Genomic DNA, 21,937 nt, shown 5'->3' on the forward strand with positions numbered 1-21,937 from the left:
CCTATTCTTCTAACTTTTATCATTTTAGTTTCTCATATTATTTAGATTATTATTTATTTTAGATAAGAAAGAACTTAATTTTAGTAATTCCTCTTGGCTAAATTCATTAAACATTTCTTTATATATATTTGGCAAATGATCTCTATAATCATCTATTATAGACTTACCTAACTCTGTTAAAACTAACCTATTATATCTCATATCTGATTCTAAAGGTATTTGTTTAAGCACTTTTAAATTTAATAACCTTTTTATCGAAGTACTAATAGCTCCTTCTGTAACTTTCATCTCTTCAGCAATATCTTTTTGATTTGCCTCAGGATTTCTTTCTACAATTATTGCAATATGTAAGAGTCCTAGAGTTAAACCATATTTATCTATTTTTTTCTGCATCAACTGAGTTACCCTTTGATGAATATTTTTAAATTGCATAGCTAAATCTGTCTCAATCACAATTACCTCCAAATACTTTAGCGTTAAAGTAATAATACTTTAATGTTAAACTATTAAAAATTTAATGTCAAATAAGATATAATATGAAGAATGAGCTTAATAGTTTTTATAAACTGTTCCTTTATATTATTTTTTAAATTTTAATTTTTTCTACTTATTTTCTATAAAAAAAGAATCTCCAATACTAGTTGAAGATTCTTATATTATTTATATTACACCCTAGTGCAAATTATTTTTCTCTAGCTTATCCATAATTATATTTATACTCTGCTTAACTAAGTCTATTGCTTCTGTTTCACTTCTTCCCTTATGTTTAATTTCATTTCCTCCTTTTTTAGCAATAGCTTTAAAAGGGTAATCTTTTTCATTGTTTTTTATAACTTCAATTTCATAACCTCTATATTCATTCATAATATATCCCCCCTTTATATTTATAATTATATTTCAATTTATCAGAATATTCAATTTATTTTTAATTATGTCATATAATTTTATAGTTTGCAGTCATTTATAAATTTATTCATATTAATTTTAGCTAAATATAAAAAACTGACTTCCGTAAATACAGAAATCAGCTTTTAAAATATTATATTATACTTCATTTTTCCACTTACTTGGTGCAAATAAAGCTATGATTGTAAATAACTCTAATCTTCCTAATAACATTAGGATAGAAAGTAAAAAAATACTAAAATCACTAAATACACTAAAATTAAACATAGGCCCTATAACCCCAAATCCTGGGCCTACATTGCCTAGAGCAGTAGCAACAGCACTAGCTGAACTCATAAAATCAAAGCCTTCAAGAGATATTATTATTGTTCCTACTACAAAAATACCTATATATAATACAAAGAAACTAGTTATTCCTGCAGTTGTATCACTTGAAATTGCCCTCCCATCTATCTTTACAGGTATCATTGCTCTTGGATGAAAGGTTTTTACTATTTGTCTTTTTACCAACTTTAGTAAAGCGACTATACGAATATTCTTCATACCTCCAGCAGTTGAACCTGCACATCCACCAACAAACATTAATAAAAATAAAATAGCTTTACTAAAAGTTGGCCATTGATCAAAATCTACAGTTGAAAAACCTGTAGTTGTTATAATTGCACTTATTTGAAAAAAAGAATCCCTTAAGGCAATACTAATATTATCATAAGAAGTAATTAATAAATTAATTGAAATTAAAACTACAGTCGTAAATACTAAACCAAGATAAAACTTCAATTCAGAATTCTTTAATACATCTCTCCACTTTCCTTTATATAAAGCATAATATAAAGAAAAATTTATACCTGATAATATCATAAATATGGAGATAATAATATGTATATAAGAGCTGTTATAAGCACCTATACTTAAATTCTTAATAGAAAACCCACCTGTACCAATAGTAGAAAAAGCATGATTTATAGAGTCATAAAGAGGCATACCACCTATTAAAAGTAATATCATTAATGTTGCGGTAATAATACTATAAGTTGTGTATAAAATTTTTGCTGTTTCCTTTATTTTGGGAACTATTCTATCCTTTATAGGGCCTGGACTTTCTGCCTTAAAAATTTGAAATCCACTTGCTCCTATGCTTGGCAAAACTGCTACTCCAAACACTAATATTCCCATACCACCTAACCATATAGTAAAACTACGCCAAAATAAAATCCCTTTTGGTATTATTTCTATATCAGTAAGCACTGTAGATCCTGTTGTAGTAAATCCAGATACAGTTTCAAAAAATGCACCTACTAAAGATGGGATACTTCCAGAAAAAACATAGGGAAGTGAACCAAAAAAGGATGCTAAAATCCATCCAAAAGTTACTATAGCTAATCCTTCTTTACCATTAATTTTATTATTCTTGCATTTTACCTTAGTCATTAGATAGCCTACAACACCAATAAGTATTATGCATTTAATAAAAGCTAATACATCGGATTGTCCATAATATACTGCTATAAGCAGGGATGGAAGCATTAATAAAGCCTCAAGACTTAATATCTTCCCTAAAACTTTAATTACGATGCCATAATTCACTAAATACTCCTCCCTTTTTAGGCTTTAAAAACATATCTATTGCCGCTGTATCTTCAGTTAAAGAAAATATAATCAGTCTATCTTTAGCATTGATAATTGTATTACCATTAGGAATAATTACTTTTCCCTTTTGAACAGCTGCACCAATTATTATTCCTTTTGGCAGTCCCAACTCTGACACCTTTTTACCAACTATGTGTAAATTTTCGTCAACAATTACTTCCGTTACTTCTGCCTGTTCACCTAAAAGTAAAGAAACTGAAACAACCTTACCCCCGCGTATAAACTTAAGTATATTACTTACAGTTATATTAACAGGATTTAAGGCAGCATCTATTCCAAATTTATCTATTAAATGAGAGTAACTTGGTCTGCTTATTTTAGCGATAACCTTTTTAACATGAGCTTGTTTAGCCATTAAACACATTAAAATATTCTGTTCATCAAAACCAGTTGCTCCTATAAAAGCATCCATTTCTGATAATTCTTCTTCATCTAATATATTTATATCTGTTCCATCACCATGGATTACTAATACATTATCTAAATTATTACTTAAATACTTGCATCTTTCTCTATCTTCTTCAATTATAACAACATTTATATTAGCTTCAATTAATCTTTTGGCTAAATAATAGCCAAGCTTACCTCCACCAAAGATCATCGCTCTTTTAATTTGCTTTCTATTAGTATTAAGTTTATATTTATCTACTAAATTATTAATACTTCTAGTATCTCCTATAAAATGAATTATGTCATCTTCATTTAATTCTGTAGAGCCATTTGGAATAATTACATCTCCATCTCTTGTTATAGCAGCAATAAGAATTCCGTCCATATTGTCTAAATCCATAATCCTATTTCCTACAAAGCCAGGTAAAATATTAGCACTTAAGTCAAGCATTTGAACTTTGCCCTTTGCAAAGTCACCAGTGTAAAAACTATATTTTTTTAACAAATATCTAGTTATTTCGTTAGCTGTAGCTAAATCAGGATTAACTATTAAATCTATTCCTAGTTCATTTTTAATAAAATCTAGCTGTTCCGTGTACTCTGGATTTCTCATTCTTGCTATAGTTTTCTTACAGCCTAATTTTTTTGCTAAAGTACATATTATAGTATTGGTTTCATCACTATTAGTAGATGCTATCAACAAATCATAATCTTCAATATTAAGTTCTTTTAAAATATCTATTTCTAGTCCATTTGCATTTACTGTAAGAACATCTAAATGGTCATTTATCCTTTCAATGACCTTAGAATTTGAGTCTATTAATGTTACATCAATTCCCTCACTTATCATAGTCTCAGCTAATTTATAACCTAGCTTTCCTACACCTACTATCATTACTTTCATGTAAAATACTCCTTTACTTATTAAAAGCTCTAAAATAATTATTTTTTATTCTTATTATATCTAATTATTGAAGAAATAATTTATATTATTAAATAAATGAATTTAAACAATTAAACTAATAATACATTTTTACGGACAAACATACAAGTTTACAATTTGTTTAAATTTACAATAATTTTCTCATTTTACAAATATAATTGAATTTATTGTCACTTATCATTGTTAATCATATTTTTTCTCTCAATTTCCTTTATTTTTATAAAAAATTTTTTACAACAAAAGATATAAATGAATTATGACATTCATTATATGAAAATTCACTTTATATAAGCAATATCACAATATTATCACTAAAACATATTATATTATAGTGCTATAAGATTTTTGAAAGGAATGACAAGCTTGTATAATTCTTATGATCCTTATCATTATTGGGCGAATATACCAAAAAATAATTGGACTACTGGGTACAACCCTTATTTTTATCGTTCAGAATTTATGATAAATAATACGCTTACAGATCATGGTCCAACTCCTTATGTAATTAATATTGATGAAGCTACTAAAGAAAATAATACTTTCCGTACTGCCTTATGGACAGGTAACAACTTACAAGTAACTTTAATGAGTTTAAATGTTGGAGAAGATATAGGCTTAGAGATTCACCCTGATGTTGATCAGTTCTTGCGCATTGAAGAAGGTGAAGGAATTGTTAGAATGGGAACTGATAGAGATAACTTAGATTTCGAAAGAAGAGTTACTGATGATTTTGCAATAATGATACCTGCGGGTACATGGCATAATGTAATTAACACAGGTAATGAACCTCTTAAATTATATTCCATATATGCACCACCTCAACACCCTCATGGCACCATTCATCAAACTAAAGCTGATGAGCCTGCTTCCAATGGAGATTTAAGAAAATATTAAATAAGGCAGCAAAAACGCAGATAGAATTTAATAAAAGTAATTCTATCTGCGTTTTTTATTCATTATGTCTTTTACTTTTCGCTTAATTTACGAGATTTATTACTGCTATCTATCACTGATTGTATAACAGCCGAACGTAATCCACCGTCTTCTAAGGCTTTTACTCCTTCAATAGTAGTACCTCCTGGTGAGCACACCATATCTTTCAATGCTCCTGGATGCATACCTCCATCTAAAATCATTTTTGCGCTTCCAAGTACTGTTTGTGCAGCTAAACGATAGGCTGTAGCACGAGATAAACCATCCAATACAGCTCCATCAGCCAAGGCTTCAATAAACATAGCTACATAAGCAGGTCCTCCTCCACTAAGACCAGTTACAGTATCAATCATCTTTTCTGGAAGCCATTCTACAATACCTATGGATTTAAATATTTTTTCTGCTTCTGCCTTTTCTTCTTCAGTAAATGTAGTATCAGAACAAAGTACTGTAGCCCCTTCTCCAACCATAGCTGGAGTATTAGGCATTATTCTTAAAACTCTAACCTCTGTATCAGCCCAATCCTTTATAGTATCACTACTAATGCCAGCAACTATTGATAATATTGCCTTTCCTTCTAATGCTTTTCCTGCTTCCTTCAAAACATTTTTTATTATATTTGGTTTTACACCAAGAAGCACTTTCTCTGATAGCTTGCAGAGATCTTTAATGCTCTCACTAACTTCTATTCCTTTTTTTATAACTCTTTCTCTTACTTTTGTGTTAATGTCAAATACAACAATATCTGAAGGCTTTAAAACTTCACTTTCTAATATTCCATCTAAAATAGCCCCTGCCATATTGCCGCATCCGATAAATCCTAATTTCTTTCCCCTCATATTGGATTCTATCCTTTCTTCTTTTTTACTACAATTACATCACAAACAATAATCTTATGTCAATATTAATTATCTTTTACTATTGTATTTAATAGAAGCCCTTATAAAATCCTTAAATAATGGATGTGGTCTGTTAGGTCTTGACTTTAATTCAGGATGGAATTGTGCTCCAACAAACCAAGGATGATCTTTTATTTCAACAATTTCTACTAATCTACCATCAGGGCTTAGTCCTGAAAGAACCATTCCAGCTTCAGTCAACTTACTTCTAAATTCATTATTAAATTCATATCTATGTCTATGTCTTTCATAAATAAATTCTTCCTTGTAAGCTTCTGCTGAAAAAGTTCCCTTTTCAATTTTACAAGGATATGCTCCTAATCTCATAGTTCCACCCATTTTATCAATATCTTTTTGATCATTCATTAGATCTATAACTGGATATTCTGTATTAGGATTTATTTCTGAACTATTAGCATCTCTAAGTCCTAACACATTTCTTGAATACTCTATAACTGCACACTGCATACCAAGACAAATTCCTAAGAAAGGAAGCTTATTTTCCCTTGCATATCTTATAGCCTCAATTTTTCCTTCTACACCCCTATCACCAAAACCACCAGGTACAAGCACGCCATCTACGGTTTTTAATAGTTCTTCTGCATTTTCTTTTGTTACTTCCTCTGCATCTACCCATTTTATATTTACTTTTACATCATTATGTAGTCCACCATGATTTAAAGCCTCTACAACTGATAAATAAGCATCATGGAATTCTACATACTTGCCTACCAATGCAATATTTACAGTATCAGATAGTGTCTTTAGCTTACTAACCATTTCAATCCACTTACTATTATCTATTTCATTATATTCTAAACCTAACTTCTTACAAACTAAAGTATCTAAACCTTCTTTATGAAGCATAAGAGGAACTTCATATAAATTTTCTGCATCTAAATTTTGTATTACTGCTTCTCCATTTACATTACAGAACAATCCAATTTTATTTTTTAAATCATTTGATATTTCCTTTTCAGAACGGCAAACTATTATATCCGGCTGAATACCTATACTTCTTAATTCTTTTACAGAATGCTGAGTTGGTTTAGTTTTTAACTCTCCTGCCTTTCCAAGATAAGGGACTAATGTAACATGAATAAAGCATACATTTTCCATTCCAACATCATATTTAATTTGTCTTATTGCTTCTAAAAATGGCAGGGATTCAATATCTCCAACTGTTCCCCCAATTTCAGTTATAACAACATCAACGTCCTTAACCTCAGAAACTCTTTGAATCATCTTCTTTATTTCATTTGTAATATGAGGAATAACCTGAACTGTACCTCCTAAATATTCTCCTTTTCTTTCCTTAGATATTACTGACCAGTAGATCTTACCTGTAGTTACATTACTATACTTATTTAAATTTTCATCTATAAATCTTTCATAGTGTCCTAAATCTAAGTCTGTTTCTGCACCATCTTCAGTTACAAATACCTCTCCATGTTGATATGGACTCATAGTACCAGGATCTACATTTAAATATGGATCAAACTTTTGTATAGAAACCTTTAACCCTCTATTTTTTAATAATCTTCCTAAAGAAGCTGCTGTAATACCTTTTCCTAATGAAGATACAACACCACCTGTAACAAATACATACTTTGTACTCATAATTATCCTCCAATTTTAAAAAAATAAATTTATCTATTGACAAATCCCCCATAACTCATTATAATAAAAATTACCTCTCTATTGTAAAATGGGGATTTTGTTGTCATAAATATAGAAAGCATTATAACATATCCATATTCTTTTGTGAATATGTTTTTTATCATTTTTAAAAATAATTAAAACCCCGTGAAGTTTTAAAATAATACTTCACGGGGTTAATTTATTAATAAGCTCCTGTTTCAAAGGACTCCACTGGCACATTATTAATTATCATTAATATATTATTATATATAATAATTTTAAAACAGGTAGATAATAATGTCTTTGCTTAGTCCAATATATTTAAATCAGGATATGATACAAGATATTTCTTCAATTTTAATAAATGGATATTTTGAAAGTATTACTATTAGAAAAGTTAATGATAATACCTATACTGGTAAATATCAAAACAATAATAAGGGTCAGCATAGCGAAGACTATAAGAACACTAAAGGAGATAAGGATGATAGCACAACTATCGGTAAAAGCTGCTACAATTATGAAGACTCTCTAAAATACCTTGAAAGCAAAAACTATGATAGAAATGATATTACTATAAAAAGGGCTTATTCTACCTTCCTTTATTACAATATTTTAAAAAGGGCTATGATTGATCTAAATTTAATAAAGAATTTAAATAATAATCAAGCTTCCATTGATGATATATTTAACGGTGATTATGTTGAATTTAATGGTTCATTAAAAATAAATTCTCTTTCAAATACTATAGATAACTGCATACTTATATTAACTAATTATGACCCTTCATCTTTAGATAAGCAATTTAACAATTCAAATCTTGGTCCTCTAACTTATACATCAATATTAGAATTACTTAAGTCTATGCAAAAACTTCTTATTAAAGGTAATACTTTAGAAGTTCTTGTAAAATCAAATTCCTTCTCTTCCATTTTAAGCTTAAACACCAACTATACTTCAAAGTTTTCCTATATCTATGACCTTGAAGCCTGCAATTGTACTGTCTTCGGCAAAGTTGCAAGTGTAATTAAATCATCAAAGGAAAATATAAGCGAATTAAGAAAAACAGGATTGACCGAATATTATAAAAGCCTTCTTAATTCCTTTAAGCCCTATTTTAAAGTATTAAATGATAATGGTTTTTCAATACCACGTGAATTTATTACAGAAATTTATGGCCCCGCCCTTGAAATAGTACCAATAAGTATTTGCATATAAATATCCTTCCAAATAAGACTTTAAATATACCGTAATTGGAAGGATATTTCTATTTTTTATTTCTTTTTAACAGGAAGCCATATTTCACTATATGCATAAGCTTCCTTAGTTTCATTCATTTTAGCAAATGAAAATGAAGGAAGATTAAGTACTTCGTAATTAGAAGCAGGAAGCCATTCTGAATATATTTTTGCCATTGTTTCCTGTAAGATAGAAGGAAAAGGTCCTTCATTAGGAAATACAGCCCAAGTACAAGCTTCAACAGGCACTTTTTCTAATAAATCACTCACTTCATTTTTAGTTGTTAGAACACCTATTAAGTGAGTTAAATATCCCTCTTCTTTCATGAAGCTAGTATCAGACTCATAGGAAGCACTAATAATTTCATAAGGTTCAATATTTTGAAGGGAATGCATTTCCTCCCTTTGCTTATCCGTTATACTTTGAGCAAGTTTAACAATCTCATTATTTATCCCCTCAAACTGCATAGGAACACGCTTAGATACACCAACTAAATTAAAAGCAGGTTTTTCTTCTATTCTAAATTCTATATTATTTCCTCCCTTAACGGTTATTATAAATGAAAGTTTGGGAAATGTTTTACCGACACCATTTTTTATTACATCTGAAGGTAATAGTCCACTCCATTTTTTAAAAGCTCTAGTAAAACCATCAGTTGATTGATAACCATATTTAAATGCAACATCAGTTACTTTTTCTCCATTCAGTAAATCCATACTTGCTTCTGATAACCTTCTATTTTTTATATATTCACTAAGGCTAAACCCTGTAAGATATAAAAATATCTTTCTAAAATGATAATCAGAAACTCCAGCATATTCAGAAATTACTTCAAGAGATAAATCATCAGTTAAATGTTCTTCAATATAGTCAATTACACCATTTAATTCCTTTAACATTGTTCCCGCCCTTTCATGTATTCATAATAACCTGGATAATTTATTTATATTTGATTTTTTTATAGGAAATATATCAAATAGTTATATAATTTCCTGTTTTAATGTATCAATGATATTTTCTTTTTTAACCTTTTTGCTTGAATAAATCATGGCAGATCCAACTATTATAAATACTGATACAATTGATATAAAAACACTAAACCATGGAACTTCAAATTCAAAGCTAAAATTAGTCATCAAGGTTTTATACATTAAAAACATTACAAAAAAACTAATTGGCATACCATAAGATAGAGCCTTTATCCCATAAAATATACTTTCATAATTTATCATTTTATTAAAACTCTCAGAAGTCATTCCAACAGACTTAAGCATTGCAAATTCCCTCTTCCTAAGAGCAATACTAGTTGATATAGTATTAAATATATTTGCTATACAAATTGAAGTAATAAGTAAAATAAAAGCATAAGTAAACACTGACATTATTAAAATCATTCGCTCTTCTCGCTGTCTAGCCATATGTAAATTATAAAAAGATATTTCATCTTGCACATATGACTTTTGGATTTCTTCAATACCTTCTTGAAGGATTAAAGGATTATCACTTTTTAAATAAAGAATTCTATTAATATTATCACTTACATTTTTATTAGCTTCTGCTATTTTATAAAAAAGCTCTTCAGAAATAATTACATTAAAAGCAGCTCCATAAATGGATGATGAAATTCCCATAGGAACCTTATCAGTTAAAGCAGCTATTTCTAATGAACCAACAGAAACCCTTTCATTAAATTCATAATCATAAAATTCTAAATCTAGTTTTTCTCCTATCTTTGTCTTAATCGCCTTTTCTTCAATATATCTATTTGTCCTTCCATCTTCATATCTTATTGTATCAATAACTATAGCAGAAGGATTTTCTACATCTAGTAGTTTATTAAAGTCAAGTCCAACTTCTTCTGAATAAACTTTTAAAGCTTCATTATCCAATGCTTTTACTGATATATCATAAGGATATTTTCCATCTGACAAGGCTTCATGCTGGAACTCCTTTATATAGTCAGGTACAAATTCTTCTTTAACCCAGGAATTAAGATCTAGACTATAAATATAATTATATTCAGAAATATTATCTAAGGAGATTATTTTATTAATTATTTCTTCCTGCTTCACCCTATCTCTATCATTAAAATAGACTACCACATCAAAATTAATTCCATCTTGAGTAAGTAATAAAGATTTTTTAAGACTTGAGGTAAAATAAGATACCGCTAAAAACAAAATCATACTTATGATCAAAGAAAATACAGTAGCTCTATATCTTGCTTTATTTCGTTTAAGATTTTTTAATCCCAGCTCACCTTCTATACCAAATATTTTTCTTGTTAACTTTGAGGTCTTTACTTCTTTTCCTTTAATTTTAACATCTTGTGTTTGCCTAATTGCATCTATAGCAGAAACATTTGATGCCCTCTTTGCTGGTATATAAGTTGAAATTAAAATAGTAATGATAGAAACAAAAATTGCTATTAAAATTGATACTGGTGACACTACTAATTTTAGATTTTCTGTTATTCCTAATACCCCTTGAATCATTGAATTTATAAATCTAAAAGTAATGCCCATGCCTAATAAACCAGCTATAATTCCAACAGGAATACTTATTATCCCAATAACAGCTCCTTCAAAAAATACAGAATTTCTCTTTTGTTTCTTTGTTGCACCAACACTTGATAACATTCCTAAATGCCTTGAACGTTCTGATACAGAAATAGCAAAAGCATTATATATTAAAGATATAGATCCAATCATTATTATCGCTGTAACAATAATAGATAAAACTATAATCATATTTCTTAGATTATCATCTTTAATAACTCCATAACATCTTAATAAATCATTATTAAAGCTTACTTTCTCTATACCATTTTGAGAAGCTAAATTTTCTGCATTTTTAAATAATTTAGAATTTATATTCTTTAAAATAACTGATGAATTTACTTCTTCCTCTGGCTTTATAATATTTTCATCAATATAAGATATTGCATTATACCCTGGTGCCCAGGAATATTCCCATTTAAGATTTTCTATTATTCCTACAATTGTATAGGATTTTGTAACTTCTTTTATTAATGTTTCCTGAATTGTACCATTAAATCTTCTTAAGTCATCCTTTTGACTAAGTATTATATCATTACCATCCTCATCTTGATAATGTCTTTGTCCAATCTCCAAAGTTACGGTATCTCCTATTTTATAATTAACCTTTGCATTTTTTATTATTGCTTCAGAAATTGCAATTTCATTTTCCCTTTCAGGTAGTTTCCCATCTATTAATTTAATAGGAAAGTTCTCAAAAGCTGCCTCATTATACTCTTGTATAAAAATATATGGTTTATTATCATTTTGACTTCCCTCTAGAAAAGCATATCCTAATCCTCTGCTTAAAATTAGCTCTTTTGTTTCCTCATCATTTTTAATTGCCTCTAATTGAGTTTTATTTACATTTTCATAAAGAACATGCCATTCTCCCTCATTTGATATACTGTTTCTTCTCATCATATCCATAAAAGAAATGCCTAGGGATGCTACTGCTGTAATCATTGCTACAGAAATTATTACTCCAATTATGGTAACAAGAGTTCGTCTCTTATTTAATAGCAACTGTCTTAAAGTCAACTTATTTATAATATTCATGAATGAATCACCTCATTTTTAGTAATTTCACCGTCTTCTATAGTAATGATTCTGTCTGCTTGCAAGGCAATTCTTTCATCATGAGTAATCATAATAAGAGTTTGACCAAAGGTTTTATTAAACATTTTTAATAATTCAATAATTTCATTTCCATTTTTGCTATCTAAATTTCCTGTAGGCTCATCTGCCAGCATAATTGCAGGATTACTTATTAAAGCCCTTCCTATAGATACTCTTTGCTGTTGTCCCCCTGAAAGCTGATTAGGCAGATGCTTTAGCCTATTTTCTAATCCAAGTATTTTTATTATTTTATTAAACTGTTTTTTATCTACATTATGTCCATCAAGCAATAAAGGAAGGGTAATATTTTCTTCCACATTAAGTACAGGAATAAGATTATAAAATTGATATATAAGCCCAATTTGCCTGCGTCTAAATATAGCAAGCTGAGTTTCGTTTAAACTGTAGATATCTGTATTATCAATAAAAACCTTACCACTTGTAGGTCTATCCACACCACCAAGTAAATGTAATAAGGTAGATTTACCTGAACCTGATGCACCAACTATTGCAACAAACTCCCCCTTATTTACAGAAAAAGATACATTATTAAGTGCTTTTACTGCTGTTTCTCCAGTGCCATATTGCTTAGACAGATTTTCCACTCTTACTATTTCCATTATAAAACCTCCAATTTTCTTACTATGCCTAAAGTATATCCATCTAAGATGACTATAGAGTGACTTATTTATTACAATTTAGTCACTTTTGTTCTTTATAAAACTTTATACTAAACTCTGTACCTTCACTTTTCTTACTTTTAACACTTAAATCTCCATTTTGATTAGTTATAATACTCTTAGCCATAGCAAGCCCTATACCAACACTTTCATCACTAGCATTTTTACCTTTATAAAATCTTTTAAAAATATAAGGCAAATCTTCCTTTTCTATACCAATTCCATTGTCTTTTATTTTAATTTCAGTATATAAGGGATTTTCATCATAAAAAATAGATATTATACCCTCATTTTTAGTATGTTCTATGCAGTTTTTTAATATATTTACAATTGCCTCTGTGGTCCAATTTATATCTCCTATAAAGGATGTATTTTCCTTTCCATCTATAAATAACTTCTGCTCTTTAATCTCCATAGGAATTAATAAAGGATTCAATGCTTTTTTAATAAGCTCTCCTACTAATACTTTATCTTTTTTAAAACTCACTGTACCTGCATCTATCTTTGAAAGCTTTAGTAGAGATGTAAGAAGCCACTCCATACGCTTAAGCTGAGTTTCTATATTCTTTGTAAATTCTATTCTTTTCTCTGCTTCTAACTTTTCTTCTCTTAATAAATCTATCATAACCATCATAGAGGTAAGGGGTGTCTTTAATTGATGAGATATGTCAGAAAGAGCATCAGCTAAAGCTTCCTTATCCTTTTTTAAATATTCTCCCTGTTTTGAAAGCATAAGGGTAACCTTATAAATTTCATTTTTTAAAATGCTAAGTTCTCCCTCTTCATTATCCCTTATATCCATAGAGTAATTTCCATTGCTGATATCACGTAAATATCCAGATAAATCTTCTATTTCCTTATATCTTTTTAAAGTAAATAAAAGGGCTAGATATATTATTAAAAAAGAAACTATAAAAGTTATAAGTCCTGCCATAGGATTTATAATAAAAACTAGAAAAGTTCCTGTTACTGACACTCCTATTAATAAGAATAATAAAATTCTAATTTCCTTATTTCTAAGTATCTTAATTTTAATCACCTACCTTATACCCTAAACCACGTACTGTTTTAATAATTTTAGGCTTTTGGGGATCATCCTCTAATTTTTCACGAATTCTTTTAATATAAACTGTTAGGGTATTATCATTAACAAAATCTCCTGCTACATCCCATATTCTTTCTAATAACTGACTTCTAGACAAAACTTGCCCCCTATTATTTACAAAGATTAATAGCAAACGATATTCTAATGCTGTAAGATTAACTTCTTCTCCATTTTTGTAAACCTTTGCCTCATTGGTATTTATCTTTAAGTTATTTATTTCAATAATCTTATTCGAATCATCCTTATTGTATCTTCTCAGTACCGACTTTATTCTAGATATAAGCTCCCTAAGCCTGAAGGGTTTTGTTATATAATCATCTGCCCCCATATCAAGTCCCATAACAACATTTACTTCATCATCACAGGCAGTTAAAAATATAATAGGAATTTCACTTTCTTCTCTTATAATTCTACATAAATCATAACCATTTCCATCTGGCAAAGATACATCAAGTAAACATAAATCAAATTTGTTTTCTTTAAAAGCTTTTTTTCCGGAAGCAAGATCATGACATAAAACTATATTAAAACCTTCCTTTGCTAAAGAATATTCTAAGCCGGAAGCAATTGTTTTATCATCTTCAACTAATAGAAGCTTCAAGTTATCACCCCATTTAATAAAATTATTATCTATTATAGCATTAATTTAATAATATTTATCTTAGAATAAGATTAAAATAATCTTAATTATCATTGATAATAAACGATAATAATAATATAAAAATAAACTAAAAGCTTTTCTTTAAGTGAAAAGACTATACTTTAGGAGGAATAATTATGAATACGTTTTCTGATTTTCTGGAAAAAATTGAAAACCCAGATCATCGTAATAAATTAGAAGAAATTTTAAACTGGATTATAAATAAATTTCCAGAGTTAAATCCAGTAATCAAGTGGAATCAGCCTATGTTTACTCACCAAGGAACCTTTATTATAGCTTTTAGTGTTTCAAAGCAGCATATAGCTGTTGCACCCGAAGATGCTGTGATACTTAAATTTGCTAAAGATATAGAAAAATCGGGATATGAACATACTAAAAGAATTTTCCGTATCAAATGGAAAAATCCTATAGACTATTCACTACTTGAAAAAATAATTCAGTTTAACATATTAGATAAGGCTGACTGTAAAACTTTTTGGAGGTAAAAGGAATAAAAAGCTTCACTTTCCTTACTGAGAAACCATATATTATAAGCATAATTTTATAATATTGGAGGTTCTATATTATGTGCACCGCCATTACACTCCAATCCGTGCAAAAGGAAAACTTCTTTGGAAGAACCATGGATTTCTCCCATCCTATTGAACCTGGAGTTTTTGTAATACCTAAAGATTACGAATGGTACAGCCTTGCAACAGAGAAAAGGTATATTGATAAATATAGTTTTATTTCTATGGGGCAAGAAACTGATGGTATGCTTGGCTTTTTTGATGGTGTAAATGAAACAGGATTTGCCGCTGCCGTCTTATATTTTGCAGGTTACGCCTACTATAACTTACCTATAAAGGATAAAGAAGAAATTGCTTCTTTAGATTTTTTACATTTTATTTTAGGTCGTTGCAGCTGCATAGATGATTTAAAATCTTTATTAAAAAATGTTACTATTGTAGGCATATTAGATCCAGTTACAAGAACAGCTGCACCTCTGCATTGGATCGCCACTGACAAAAGTGGTAAATCTGTTGTTATTGAACAAACAGAAGATGGTCTTGAAGTAATTGATAACCCTATAGGAGTTATGGCTAATAGTCCTGATTTCAGATGGCATATTACTAATTTAAGAAATTATATGAATATATCAACTACTCAGCAAAATGAAGTCTACTGGGGAAATGTATCATTAACTCCTTTTGGACAAGGTTCCGGAACTATGGCACTCCCTGGAGGTTTTACCTCCCCTGAACGTTTTATTCGTGCAGCTTTTTTAAAATCTCACGTACCAGTTCCAAAAAATTCGTATGAAACACTTATTACATGCTTTCATATTATGAATAGTCTTTTTATTCCTAAAGGTATTGTGTTAACTGATAAAGGCACCTATGATTATACCAAATATGTTGCTTTTATGAACACTAATACATGTGAATATTACTTTAAAACCTATAATAACAATCAAATCCTAAGGGCATGTCTTTGGGATCATTACAGGAAGAGTTCTAAGCCAATATTCCTTGGGAGCATTGCCTCTTCTGTATGATTTAACTCTTGTTAAACCATAATATTTAAAAAGGTGCTGTCTGAAACAGCACCTTTAAAGTTAAAAATTTAAAAATATTTTTACTTATAAAAAATTACTTGAAGTCTATTCTTTTATAAACTATTTACAAAATATATCATCCATTGTATAAAGTCCTTCCTCAGACTTAACTATAAAGCGTGCTGCTTTAATAGCACCTAAGGCAAAAATATTTTTTGATAAAGCCGTATGCTTTAACTCTATAATTTCATCATCTCCAGCAAATATTATTGTATGTTCTCCCGCTATAGTTCCTCCACGAATGGCATGAATTCCTATTTCATTTTTTTCTCTTTTAACATTTTTACCTTCCCTGCCATAGGTGTATTCTTTACTATTATCTAAAACTTCATTAATTACATTTGCTAATAAATAAGCTGTACCACTTGGCGCATCTACCTTTTTATTATGATGTTTTTCTATAATTTCTATATCAAAATCTTCACTTAATAGTTTGCTTATATTTCTTAATACCCTGGAAAGAATGTTAATCCCAAGAGACATATTCGAGGAATGAAGAATAGCTGTCTTCTTAGCTGCATCTTCTATTTCCTTTAGCTGCTCCTCTGAAAGTCCAGTTGTAGCAATAACTAATGGTATTTTTCTTTTTATAGAAAAATCTAACATCTGATCTAGATTAGATGGATGAGAAAAATCAATTATAACATCTACTTCACCATTATATTCATAAGGATCACTATAAATAGGATATTTATTTTTTCCATCACTATTATATCTATCTATACCTACTGCAATTTCCATGTCTTTTTCTAGTTCTATCTGTCTACTTAGAACTTGAGCCATTTTTCCATTTGCCCCATATATCATAACCTTAATCATCTTATTTCCCCTCAATTCTAAATCCCATATCTAATAAATTTTTTATTAATATACTTTTATTTTTTTCTTCCATTTCTACAAGGGGCAATCTAAGCTCTCCTGCATCCATTCCTATTAAATTCATTGCAGTTTTTATAGGTATAGGATTAACTTCTATAAACAATGAATTAATTAAAGAATTCATTCTAAGCTGAAGTTTTCTAGCTTCATTTACTTTTCCCTCTAAGAAGCTAAAAACTAAATCATGAATTTCCTTTGGCAGAATATTAGCTGCTACGGAAATTACCCCACAGCCTCCAAGAGATAAAACTGCTACAATTTGATCATCATTTCCTGAATAAATATAAAAATTATCAGAACACAATCTAGCTATTTCTGCTACCTGGCTTATATTTCCGCTAGCTTCCTTAATCCCTATTATATTAGGATGCTTTTCAAGACTTGCTACAGTTTCAGGTAGTATGTTTACTCCTGTTCTTCCTGGAACATTATATAATATAATAGGTATATTTACTTCATCAGCAATAGCAGTAAAATGTTTAATTAAACCCTTTTGAGTTGTTTTATTATAATAAGGCGTTACAAGCAAAAGTCCATCAGCTTTAATACTTTCAGCAAATTTACTCATTTCTATTGCATCTGCTGTATTATTGCTCCCTGTTCCAGCTATAATAGGAATTTTTCCAGCAGCTTTCTCTACTGCAAATCTTAATACTTCCTTTTTTTCATTCTTACTCATAGTAGCAGATTCTCCAGTTGTTCCACAAACTATTATTGCATCTGTACTATTTTCTATATGCCAATTTATAAGTTCTTCAAGCTTTTCAAAATTTACTTTATTATTCTTAAAAGGGGTAACAATTGCTACCCCAGATCCCCTAAAAAGTCTCACTTTCTCAACTCCTCCAACAACAATTCTGCTATTTGGACAGCATTAGTAGCAGCACCTTTTCTAATATTGTCCGCTACAACCCACATATTAAGTCCATTTTCAATACTAAAATCTCTTCTTATTCTCCCTACATAAACACTATCTGTTCCCTCTGCATATATTGGCATAGGATAAATATTTTCTTTCAGATTATCTTGTACTACAACCCCTTTAGCCTTCCCTAAAATATCATATACTTCCTTAAGTTCAAATTCTTTTTCAAGTTCTAAATTAACTGATATACTATGTCCATATCTAACAGGAACTCTTACTGTTGTTGCAGTTATCCTTAAATCTGGCCTGCCAAGTATTTTCTTAGTCTCTTCAATCATTTTTATTTCTTCCTTTGTATAGCCATTTTCCATAAATACATCTATATGTGGCAGACAATTAAAAGCTATTTGATAAGGATAATTTGTATTCTCTAATCCATTCAAGCCATTCTCTAATTCCCTAATGCCTGCAACTCCAGAACCAGATACTGCCTGATAAGTGGAATATATAATCCTTTTTATTTTAAATTTTTCATCTATAGCCTTTAAAGGCACTACTGATTGAATAGTACTACAGTTTGGATTGGCTATAATTCCATTATGCCATTTAATGTCCTTTGGATTTACTTCAGGAACAACTAAAGGTACATTCTTGTCCATTCTCCACGCACTACTGTTATCTACAACTATAACTCCCTTATCTCTAGCAATAGCTGCAAACTTTTTGCTAGTTTCTCCTCCTGCTGAAAATAAGGCTATATCTATTTCTCTATCAAAAGAATTTTCATTAAGTTCTTCTACAAAATAGTCCTTACCTCTGAAATTAATAACTTGTCCTTTTGATTTAGCTGAAGCAAAAAAGTAAATTTGAGAAATCGGAAATCTTCTCTCTTCTAAAACTTCAATTATTTTTCTTCCTACCATTCCAGTAGCCCCAACAACAGCTATATTAATTTTTTTCATTATTTTCCCCCCGTATCTTATTTACTGCTTAAATTTATAGATTAAACGCTTCACATAGAACATTTACTGCCTTTTCCTTATCAGAAGCATTTATAATATATGAAATACTAATTTCAGAAGTAGTAACTTGCTTAAAATTAATAGAATTATCTGAGAATAATTTAAATATCTTAGAAGCAACCCCAGATTCATTTCTCATTCCCATTCCAACTACTGATATTTTAGTTATATCTGTATCTTTCTTTACATTTATTCCAGGTGTATTCTTAATATATTCTTTCATTACTGCATCAACTGTACCTTCATCCTCTTTTGAAGTTGTGAAAGATATATTAACGTAACCATCACCTGAGGAGGTTTGACTTATCATATCAATATTTACTTCTTCCTTTGCTAACCTGCTAAAAATATCTGAAATATATTCTGATGAGTATGGAACTTGATTGATAGTTTCCATTAATACATTATCACTTACAGTTAATCCAGTTATAACTTTATGTTCCATTTCTTTATCCAACTCCTTTATATATGTTCCTTTTCCTTTTTGATGGCTTGAAGCTACATAAATTGGCACATTATATTTGTAAGCAAGTTCTACTGACCTTGCTTCCATTACCTTAGCTCCTAAACAAGACATTTCCATCATTTCCTCATAACTTATATAATCAAGTCTTTTAGCATTAGAAAAAAGTCTTGGATCTACACTATATATACCATCCACATCTGTATATATCTCACATTCGCATTTTAATTTTGCTGCTAACGCTACTGCTGTAGTATCTGAACCGCCTCTTCCTAATGTTGTTATATCTCCTTCAGTATTTATTCCTTGAAATCCAGCTACTACTACAATCTTATCTTCTTCAAGATATCTCTTGATTTTATCAGTATCTATTTCACTAATTTTATTCTTTGTATGAACCCCCTCTGTCTTAATACCTGCTTGAAAACCTGTTAAAGATATTGAATCATATCCCTTTTCCTGAAAAATTATTGATAAGAGAGAACTTGATACTTGTTCTCCCGTTGCCATAAGCATATCTAATTCTCTTTTACACGGCTCTTTTGAAATAGATTTTGCCATTTCAATAAGATTATTTGTGGTTTTTCCCATTGCAGAAACTACAACTACTACATTAAAGCCTTCTTTTTTTCTTTTAATTACAGCATTAGCAACCTTATTCATCTTTTCTAGTGTTGCTACTGAAGAGCCCCCATATTTTTGTACTACTAACTGCATAATGTCAATCCCCCCATAGTTACAATCTAATGAAAGACTATCTTAAAGATAACTCTTACATAAATCCTCTATAGATTTATCAGAGACATATGTTAATGGTATATCAAATATAGTCTTAACACCTTTGCTTCCTTCACTGCTTAATCTATACACTGCCCTTGCATAAGCTACTAAAACATTTGCTGTAAATTCTGAATTACTATCTAGTTTTAATGAAAATTCTGCTATATGATTATTTGTACGATCTTCACCTGTTCTTCCACTTCTTGCAACAAAACCACCATGGAATAATTTAGAATGATTTTTTGCTAATTCCTCTTCTGTAATAAAGGTTACATTAACATCATAATCTACAAAATAATCAGGCATAGATTTGATAGCATTTACAATTTCATCCTTATCTGCATATTCTTCTGCTACTACATAGCACTCTCTTCTATGTTTTGCTCTAACAGATAATTCAGGATTTTCGCCATTTCTTACTCTTTCAACTGCTTCTTCAATTGGAACTGTATATTGAATAGCATTCTTAACTCCTTCTACCCTTCTTATAGCATCTGAATGACCTTGACTTACACCAGGTCCCCAAAATGTATAAGTCTTTCCGCTTGGCAACATAGCATCAAGTAAAACCCTATTAAGCGAAAATAAACCTGGATCCCATCCTAAGCATACTGCACTAACTTTACCTGCTTCCTTAGAAACATTATTCATAGCTTTTATATATTCTGGAATTTTAGCATGATTATCATAAGCATCTACAGTATTATACATACTAGCAAAATAAGGCCCTTGCACTGGTATATCAGTAGAAGATCCTCCACATAAAATCATTACGTCAATATCTTTTACATAATTATTAGCTTCATCAATATTAACTATTTTTACCCCTTTACCATAGCTTTTTATACTATCTACAGACCTTCTAGTAAATATAGCTGCTAGCTCCATATCCGGATTTTGACTAATAGCAAGCTCTACTCCTTTACCTAAATTTCCATATCCCACAATTCCTAATCTTATTTTTTCCTTCATATAATCAGCCTCCTAAATTATTATTTATTGCTTTTATTATTGCCTTTTAAGCATGCCCCTAGCTTTGAATATATTATTAAATTATTCTTGCAAGAATAAAATAACTATTATTTTAAGTAAATTTTTAGAATAATTAAAATATTCAAATTATTTTTAGTTAAAAAAACACCCGACAGGTTTGTCGGGTGCTAAACGCGTATAACAAAAAAGTATAGCAATCCTTCTACCCTTATAGCTCAATGTGAGATAGCACAACATCATAATATCGAGCAAATACTATGATGACAGTCCTGCAGCTCTTAACTGCAGACCCAGCAACAGATTTTGGTATCTGAAGCTTCGGCGATGCCTCCTTTCTCTATACTTCACTAGCTTCCGGCTTCCATATAGATACTCTTAGAAATCGCACCTCTACCTCACCCATTAGGATGAGGATTTTTTTATTCAATTTTCTTGTGTATTATAATAACACCCTATCCAGCATATGTCAATAAAATTTTATATAAAAATTTTATTGCTTTATTTTATTTCTTTATTCTCAAAAAATATTATATTCAAGCTAATTTAATTCCTATATCTGCTTTATAACTGCTGAGATAAATATATAAATAGAGCGCCTTCTTTTATTTATTAATTATATTGTGAATTTAATGTTA

Annotated in this window: 20 protein-coding genes and 1 riboswitch; of the genes, 4 read left to right on the forward strand and 16 right to left on the reverse strand. The window is 29.7% G+C overall.

Features of this window, described 5'->3' with window-relative positions; genetic code table 11:
• Positions 1 to 24: 24 nt before the first annotated feature.
• The 4 genes from BEN51_RS12245 to trkA form a co-directional block, all read right to left on the reverse strand.
• Positions 25 to 453: a MarR family winged helix-turn-helix transcriptional regulator gene (locus BEN51_RS12245; RefSeq protein WP_119866307.1), complete on the reverse strand. Its 429-nt coding sequence runs from the start codon at positions 451 to 453 to the stop codon at positions 25 to 27.
• 219 nt (positions 454 to 672) lie between these two features.
• Complete coding sequence (locus BEN51_RS12250) at positions 673 to 864, reverse strand: hypothetical protein (RefSeq protein ID WP_119866308.1); 192 nt, start codon at positions 862 to 864, stop codon at positions 673 to 675.
• Positions 865 to 1,044: 180 nt separating this feature from the next.
• A complete protein-coding gene (locus BEN51_RS12255) occupies positions 1,045 to 2,493 on the reverse strand; it encodes a TrkH family potassium uptake protein (RefSeq protein WP_119866309.1) in 1,449 nt (482 codons plus the stop codon).
• Complete coding sequence (gene trkA, locus BEN51_RS12260; RefSeq protein WP_119866310.1) at positions 2,471 to 3,850, reverse strand: Trk system potassium transporter TrkA; 1,380 nt, start codon at positions 3,848 to 3,850, stop codon at positions 2,471 to 2,473. Before trkA ends, BEN51_RS12255 begins: the two co-directional genes overlap by 23 nt.
• Before the next feature lie 393 nt (positions 3,851 to 4,243).
• On the opposite strand from trkA, the gene BEN51_RS12265 reads away from it, so the two are divergent.
• Positions 4,244 to 4,783 (forward strand): cupin domain-containing protein, encoded by a 540-nt coding sequence (locus BEN51_RS12265; protein ID WP_119866631.1) that lies wholly within the window; start codon positions 4,244 to 4,246, stop codon positions 4,781 to 4,783.
• 71 nt (positions 4,784 to 4,854) lie between these two features.
• On the opposite strand, the gene proC is transcribed toward BEN51_RS12265, so the two are convergent.
• Both proC and BEN51_RS12275 read right to left on the reverse strand, forming a co-directional pair.
• Entirely contained in the window at positions 4,855 to 5,661 is an 807-nt protein-coding gene (gene proC / locus BEN51_RS12270; RefSeq protein WP_119866311.1) for a pyrroline-5-carboxylate reductase, read from the reverse strand.
• Between the two features lie 69 nt (positions 5,662 to 5,730).
• Entirely contained in the window at positions 5,731 to 7,341 is a 1,611-nt protein-coding gene (locus BEN51_RS12275; protein ID WP_119866312.1) for a CTP synthase, read from the reverse strand.
• 318 nt (positions 7,342 to 7,659) lie between these two features.
• Here BEN51_RS12275 and BEN51_RS12280 point away from each other — a divergent pair, with 318 nt between their 5' ends.
• Positions 7,660 to 8,580 (forward strand): DUF6414 family protein, encoded by a 921-nt coding sequence (locus BEN51_RS12280; RefSeq protein WP_119866313.1) that lies wholly within the window; start codon positions 7,660 to 7,662, stop codon positions 8,578 to 8,580.
• A 56-nt stretch (positions 8,581 to 8,636) separates the two neighbouring features.
• Here BEN51_RS12280 and BEN51_RS12285 read toward each other — a convergent pair whose 3' ends face one another.
• The 5 genes from BEN51_RS12285 to BEN51_RS12305 form a co-directional block, all read right to left on the reverse strand.
• The gene (locus BEN51_RS12285; RefSeq protein WP_119866314.1) at positions 8,637 to 9,500 is read right to left on the reverse strand and encodes an AraC family transcriptional regulator; all 864 of its coding nucleotides are present in this window, start codon (positions 9,498 to 9,500) and stop codon (positions 8,637 to 8,639) included.
• Positions 9,501 to 9,581: 81 nt separating this feature from the next.
• Positions 9,582 to 12,197, reverse strand: a complete 2,616-nt coding sequence (locus tag BEN51_RS12290; RefSeq protein ID WP_119866315.1) for an ABC transporter permease — start codon at positions 12,195 to 12,197, stop codon at positions 9,582 to 9,584.
• Positions 12,194 to 12,877 (reverse strand): ABC transporter ATP-binding protein, encoded by a 684-nt coding sequence (locus BEN51_RS12295; protein WP_119866316.1) that lies wholly within the window; start codon positions 12,875 to 12,877, stop codon positions 12,194 to 12,196. Before BEN51_RS12295 ends, BEN51_RS12290 begins: the two co-directional genes overlap by 4 nt.
• Before the next feature lie 82 nt (positions 12,878 to 12,959).
• Positions 12,960 to 13,976, reverse strand: a complete 1,017-nt coding sequence (locus BEN51_RS12300) for a sensor histidine kinase (protein WP_335621838.1) — start codon at positions 13,974 to 13,976, stop codon at positions 12,960 to 12,962.
• Positions 13,969 to 14,643 carry a response regulator transcription factor gene (locus BEN51_RS12305; RefSeq protein WP_119866317.1) on the reverse strand — a complete coding sequence of 225 codons (675 nt, stop codon included), beginning with the start codon at positions 14,641 to 14,643 and terminating at the stop codon, positions 13,969 to 13,971. Before BEN51_RS12305 ends, BEN51_RS12300 begins: the two co-directional genes overlap by 8 nt.
• A 176-nt stretch (positions 14,644 to 14,819) precedes the next feature.
• On the opposite strand from BEN51_RS12305, the gene BEN51_RS12310 reads away from it, so the two are divergent.
• Together BEN51_RS12310 and BEN51_RS12315 are read left to right on the forward strand one after the other, a co-directional pair.
• Positions 14,820 to 15,188, forward strand: a complete 369-nt coding sequence (locus tag BEN51_RS12310) for an iron chaperone (RefSeq protein ID WP_119866318.1) — start codon at positions 14,820 to 14,822, stop codon at positions 15,186 to 15,188.
• An 80-nt stretch (positions 15,189 to 15,268) separates the two neighbouring features.
• Positions 15,269 to 16,240, forward strand: a complete 972-nt coding sequence (locus BEN51_RS12315; RefSeq protein WP_119866319.1) for a choloylglycine hydrolase family protein — start codon at positions 15,269 to 15,271, stop codon at positions 16,238 to 16,240.
• Between the two features lie 120 nt (positions 16,241 to 16,360).
• Here the strand turns inward: BEN51_RS12315 and dapB are convergent, their stop codons facing one another.
• Genes dapB through BEN51_RS12340 form a run of 5 tightly spaced genes read right to left on the reverse strand, consistent with a single transcriptional unit; the run spans position 16,361 to position 21,281 of the window.
• Positions 16,361 to 17,119, reverse strand: coding sequence for a 4-hydroxy-tetrahydrodipicolinate reductase (dapB, locus tag BEN51_RS12320; protein ID WP_119866320.1), 759 nt, complete (start codon positions 17,117 to 17,119; stop codon positions 16,361 to 16,363).
• A gap of 1 nt (position 17,120) precedes the next feature.
• Positions 17,121 to 18,011, reverse strand: coding sequence for a 4-hydroxy-tetrahydrodipicolinate synthase (dapA, locus tag BEN51_RS12325; RefSeq protein ID WP_119866321.1), 891 nt, complete (start codon positions 18,009 to 18,011; stop codon positions 17,121 to 17,123).
• Complete coding sequence (locus tag BEN51_RS12330; protein WP_164704118.1) at positions 18,008 to 19,006, reverse strand: aspartate-semialdehyde dehydrogenase; 999 nt, start codon at positions 19,004 to 19,006, stop codon at positions 18,008 to 18,010. The genes dapA and BEN51_RS12330 overlap by 4 nt, the downstream gene beginning before the upstream one ends.
• 34 nt (positions 19,007 to 19,040) lie before the next feature.
• The gene (locus tag BEN51_RS12335) at positions 19,041 to 20,246 is read right to left on the reverse strand and encodes an aspartate kinase (protein WP_119866323.1); all 1,206 of its coding nucleotides are present in this window, start codon (positions 20,244 to 20,246) and stop codon (positions 19,041 to 19,043) included.
• A gap of 42 nt (positions 20,247 to 20,288) precedes the next feature.
• On the reverse strand, positions 20,289 to 21,281 hold the full coding sequence (locus BEN51_RS12340; RefSeq protein ID WP_119866324.1) for a diaminopimelate dehydrogenase: 993 nt from the start codon (positions 21,279 to 21,281) through the stop codon (positions 20,289 to 20,291).
• Positions 21,282 to 21,520: 239 nt separating this feature from the next.
• A riboswitch (Lysine riboswitch) is annotated at positions 21,521 to 21,703 on the reverse strand.
• Between the last annotated feature and the right edge of the window lie 234 nt (positions 21,704 to 21,937).

Source organism: Clostridium isatidis, assembly GCF_002285495.1.
Classification (GTDB): Bacteria; Bacillota; Clostridia; order Clostridiales; family Clostridiaceae; genus Clostridium; species Clostridium isatidis.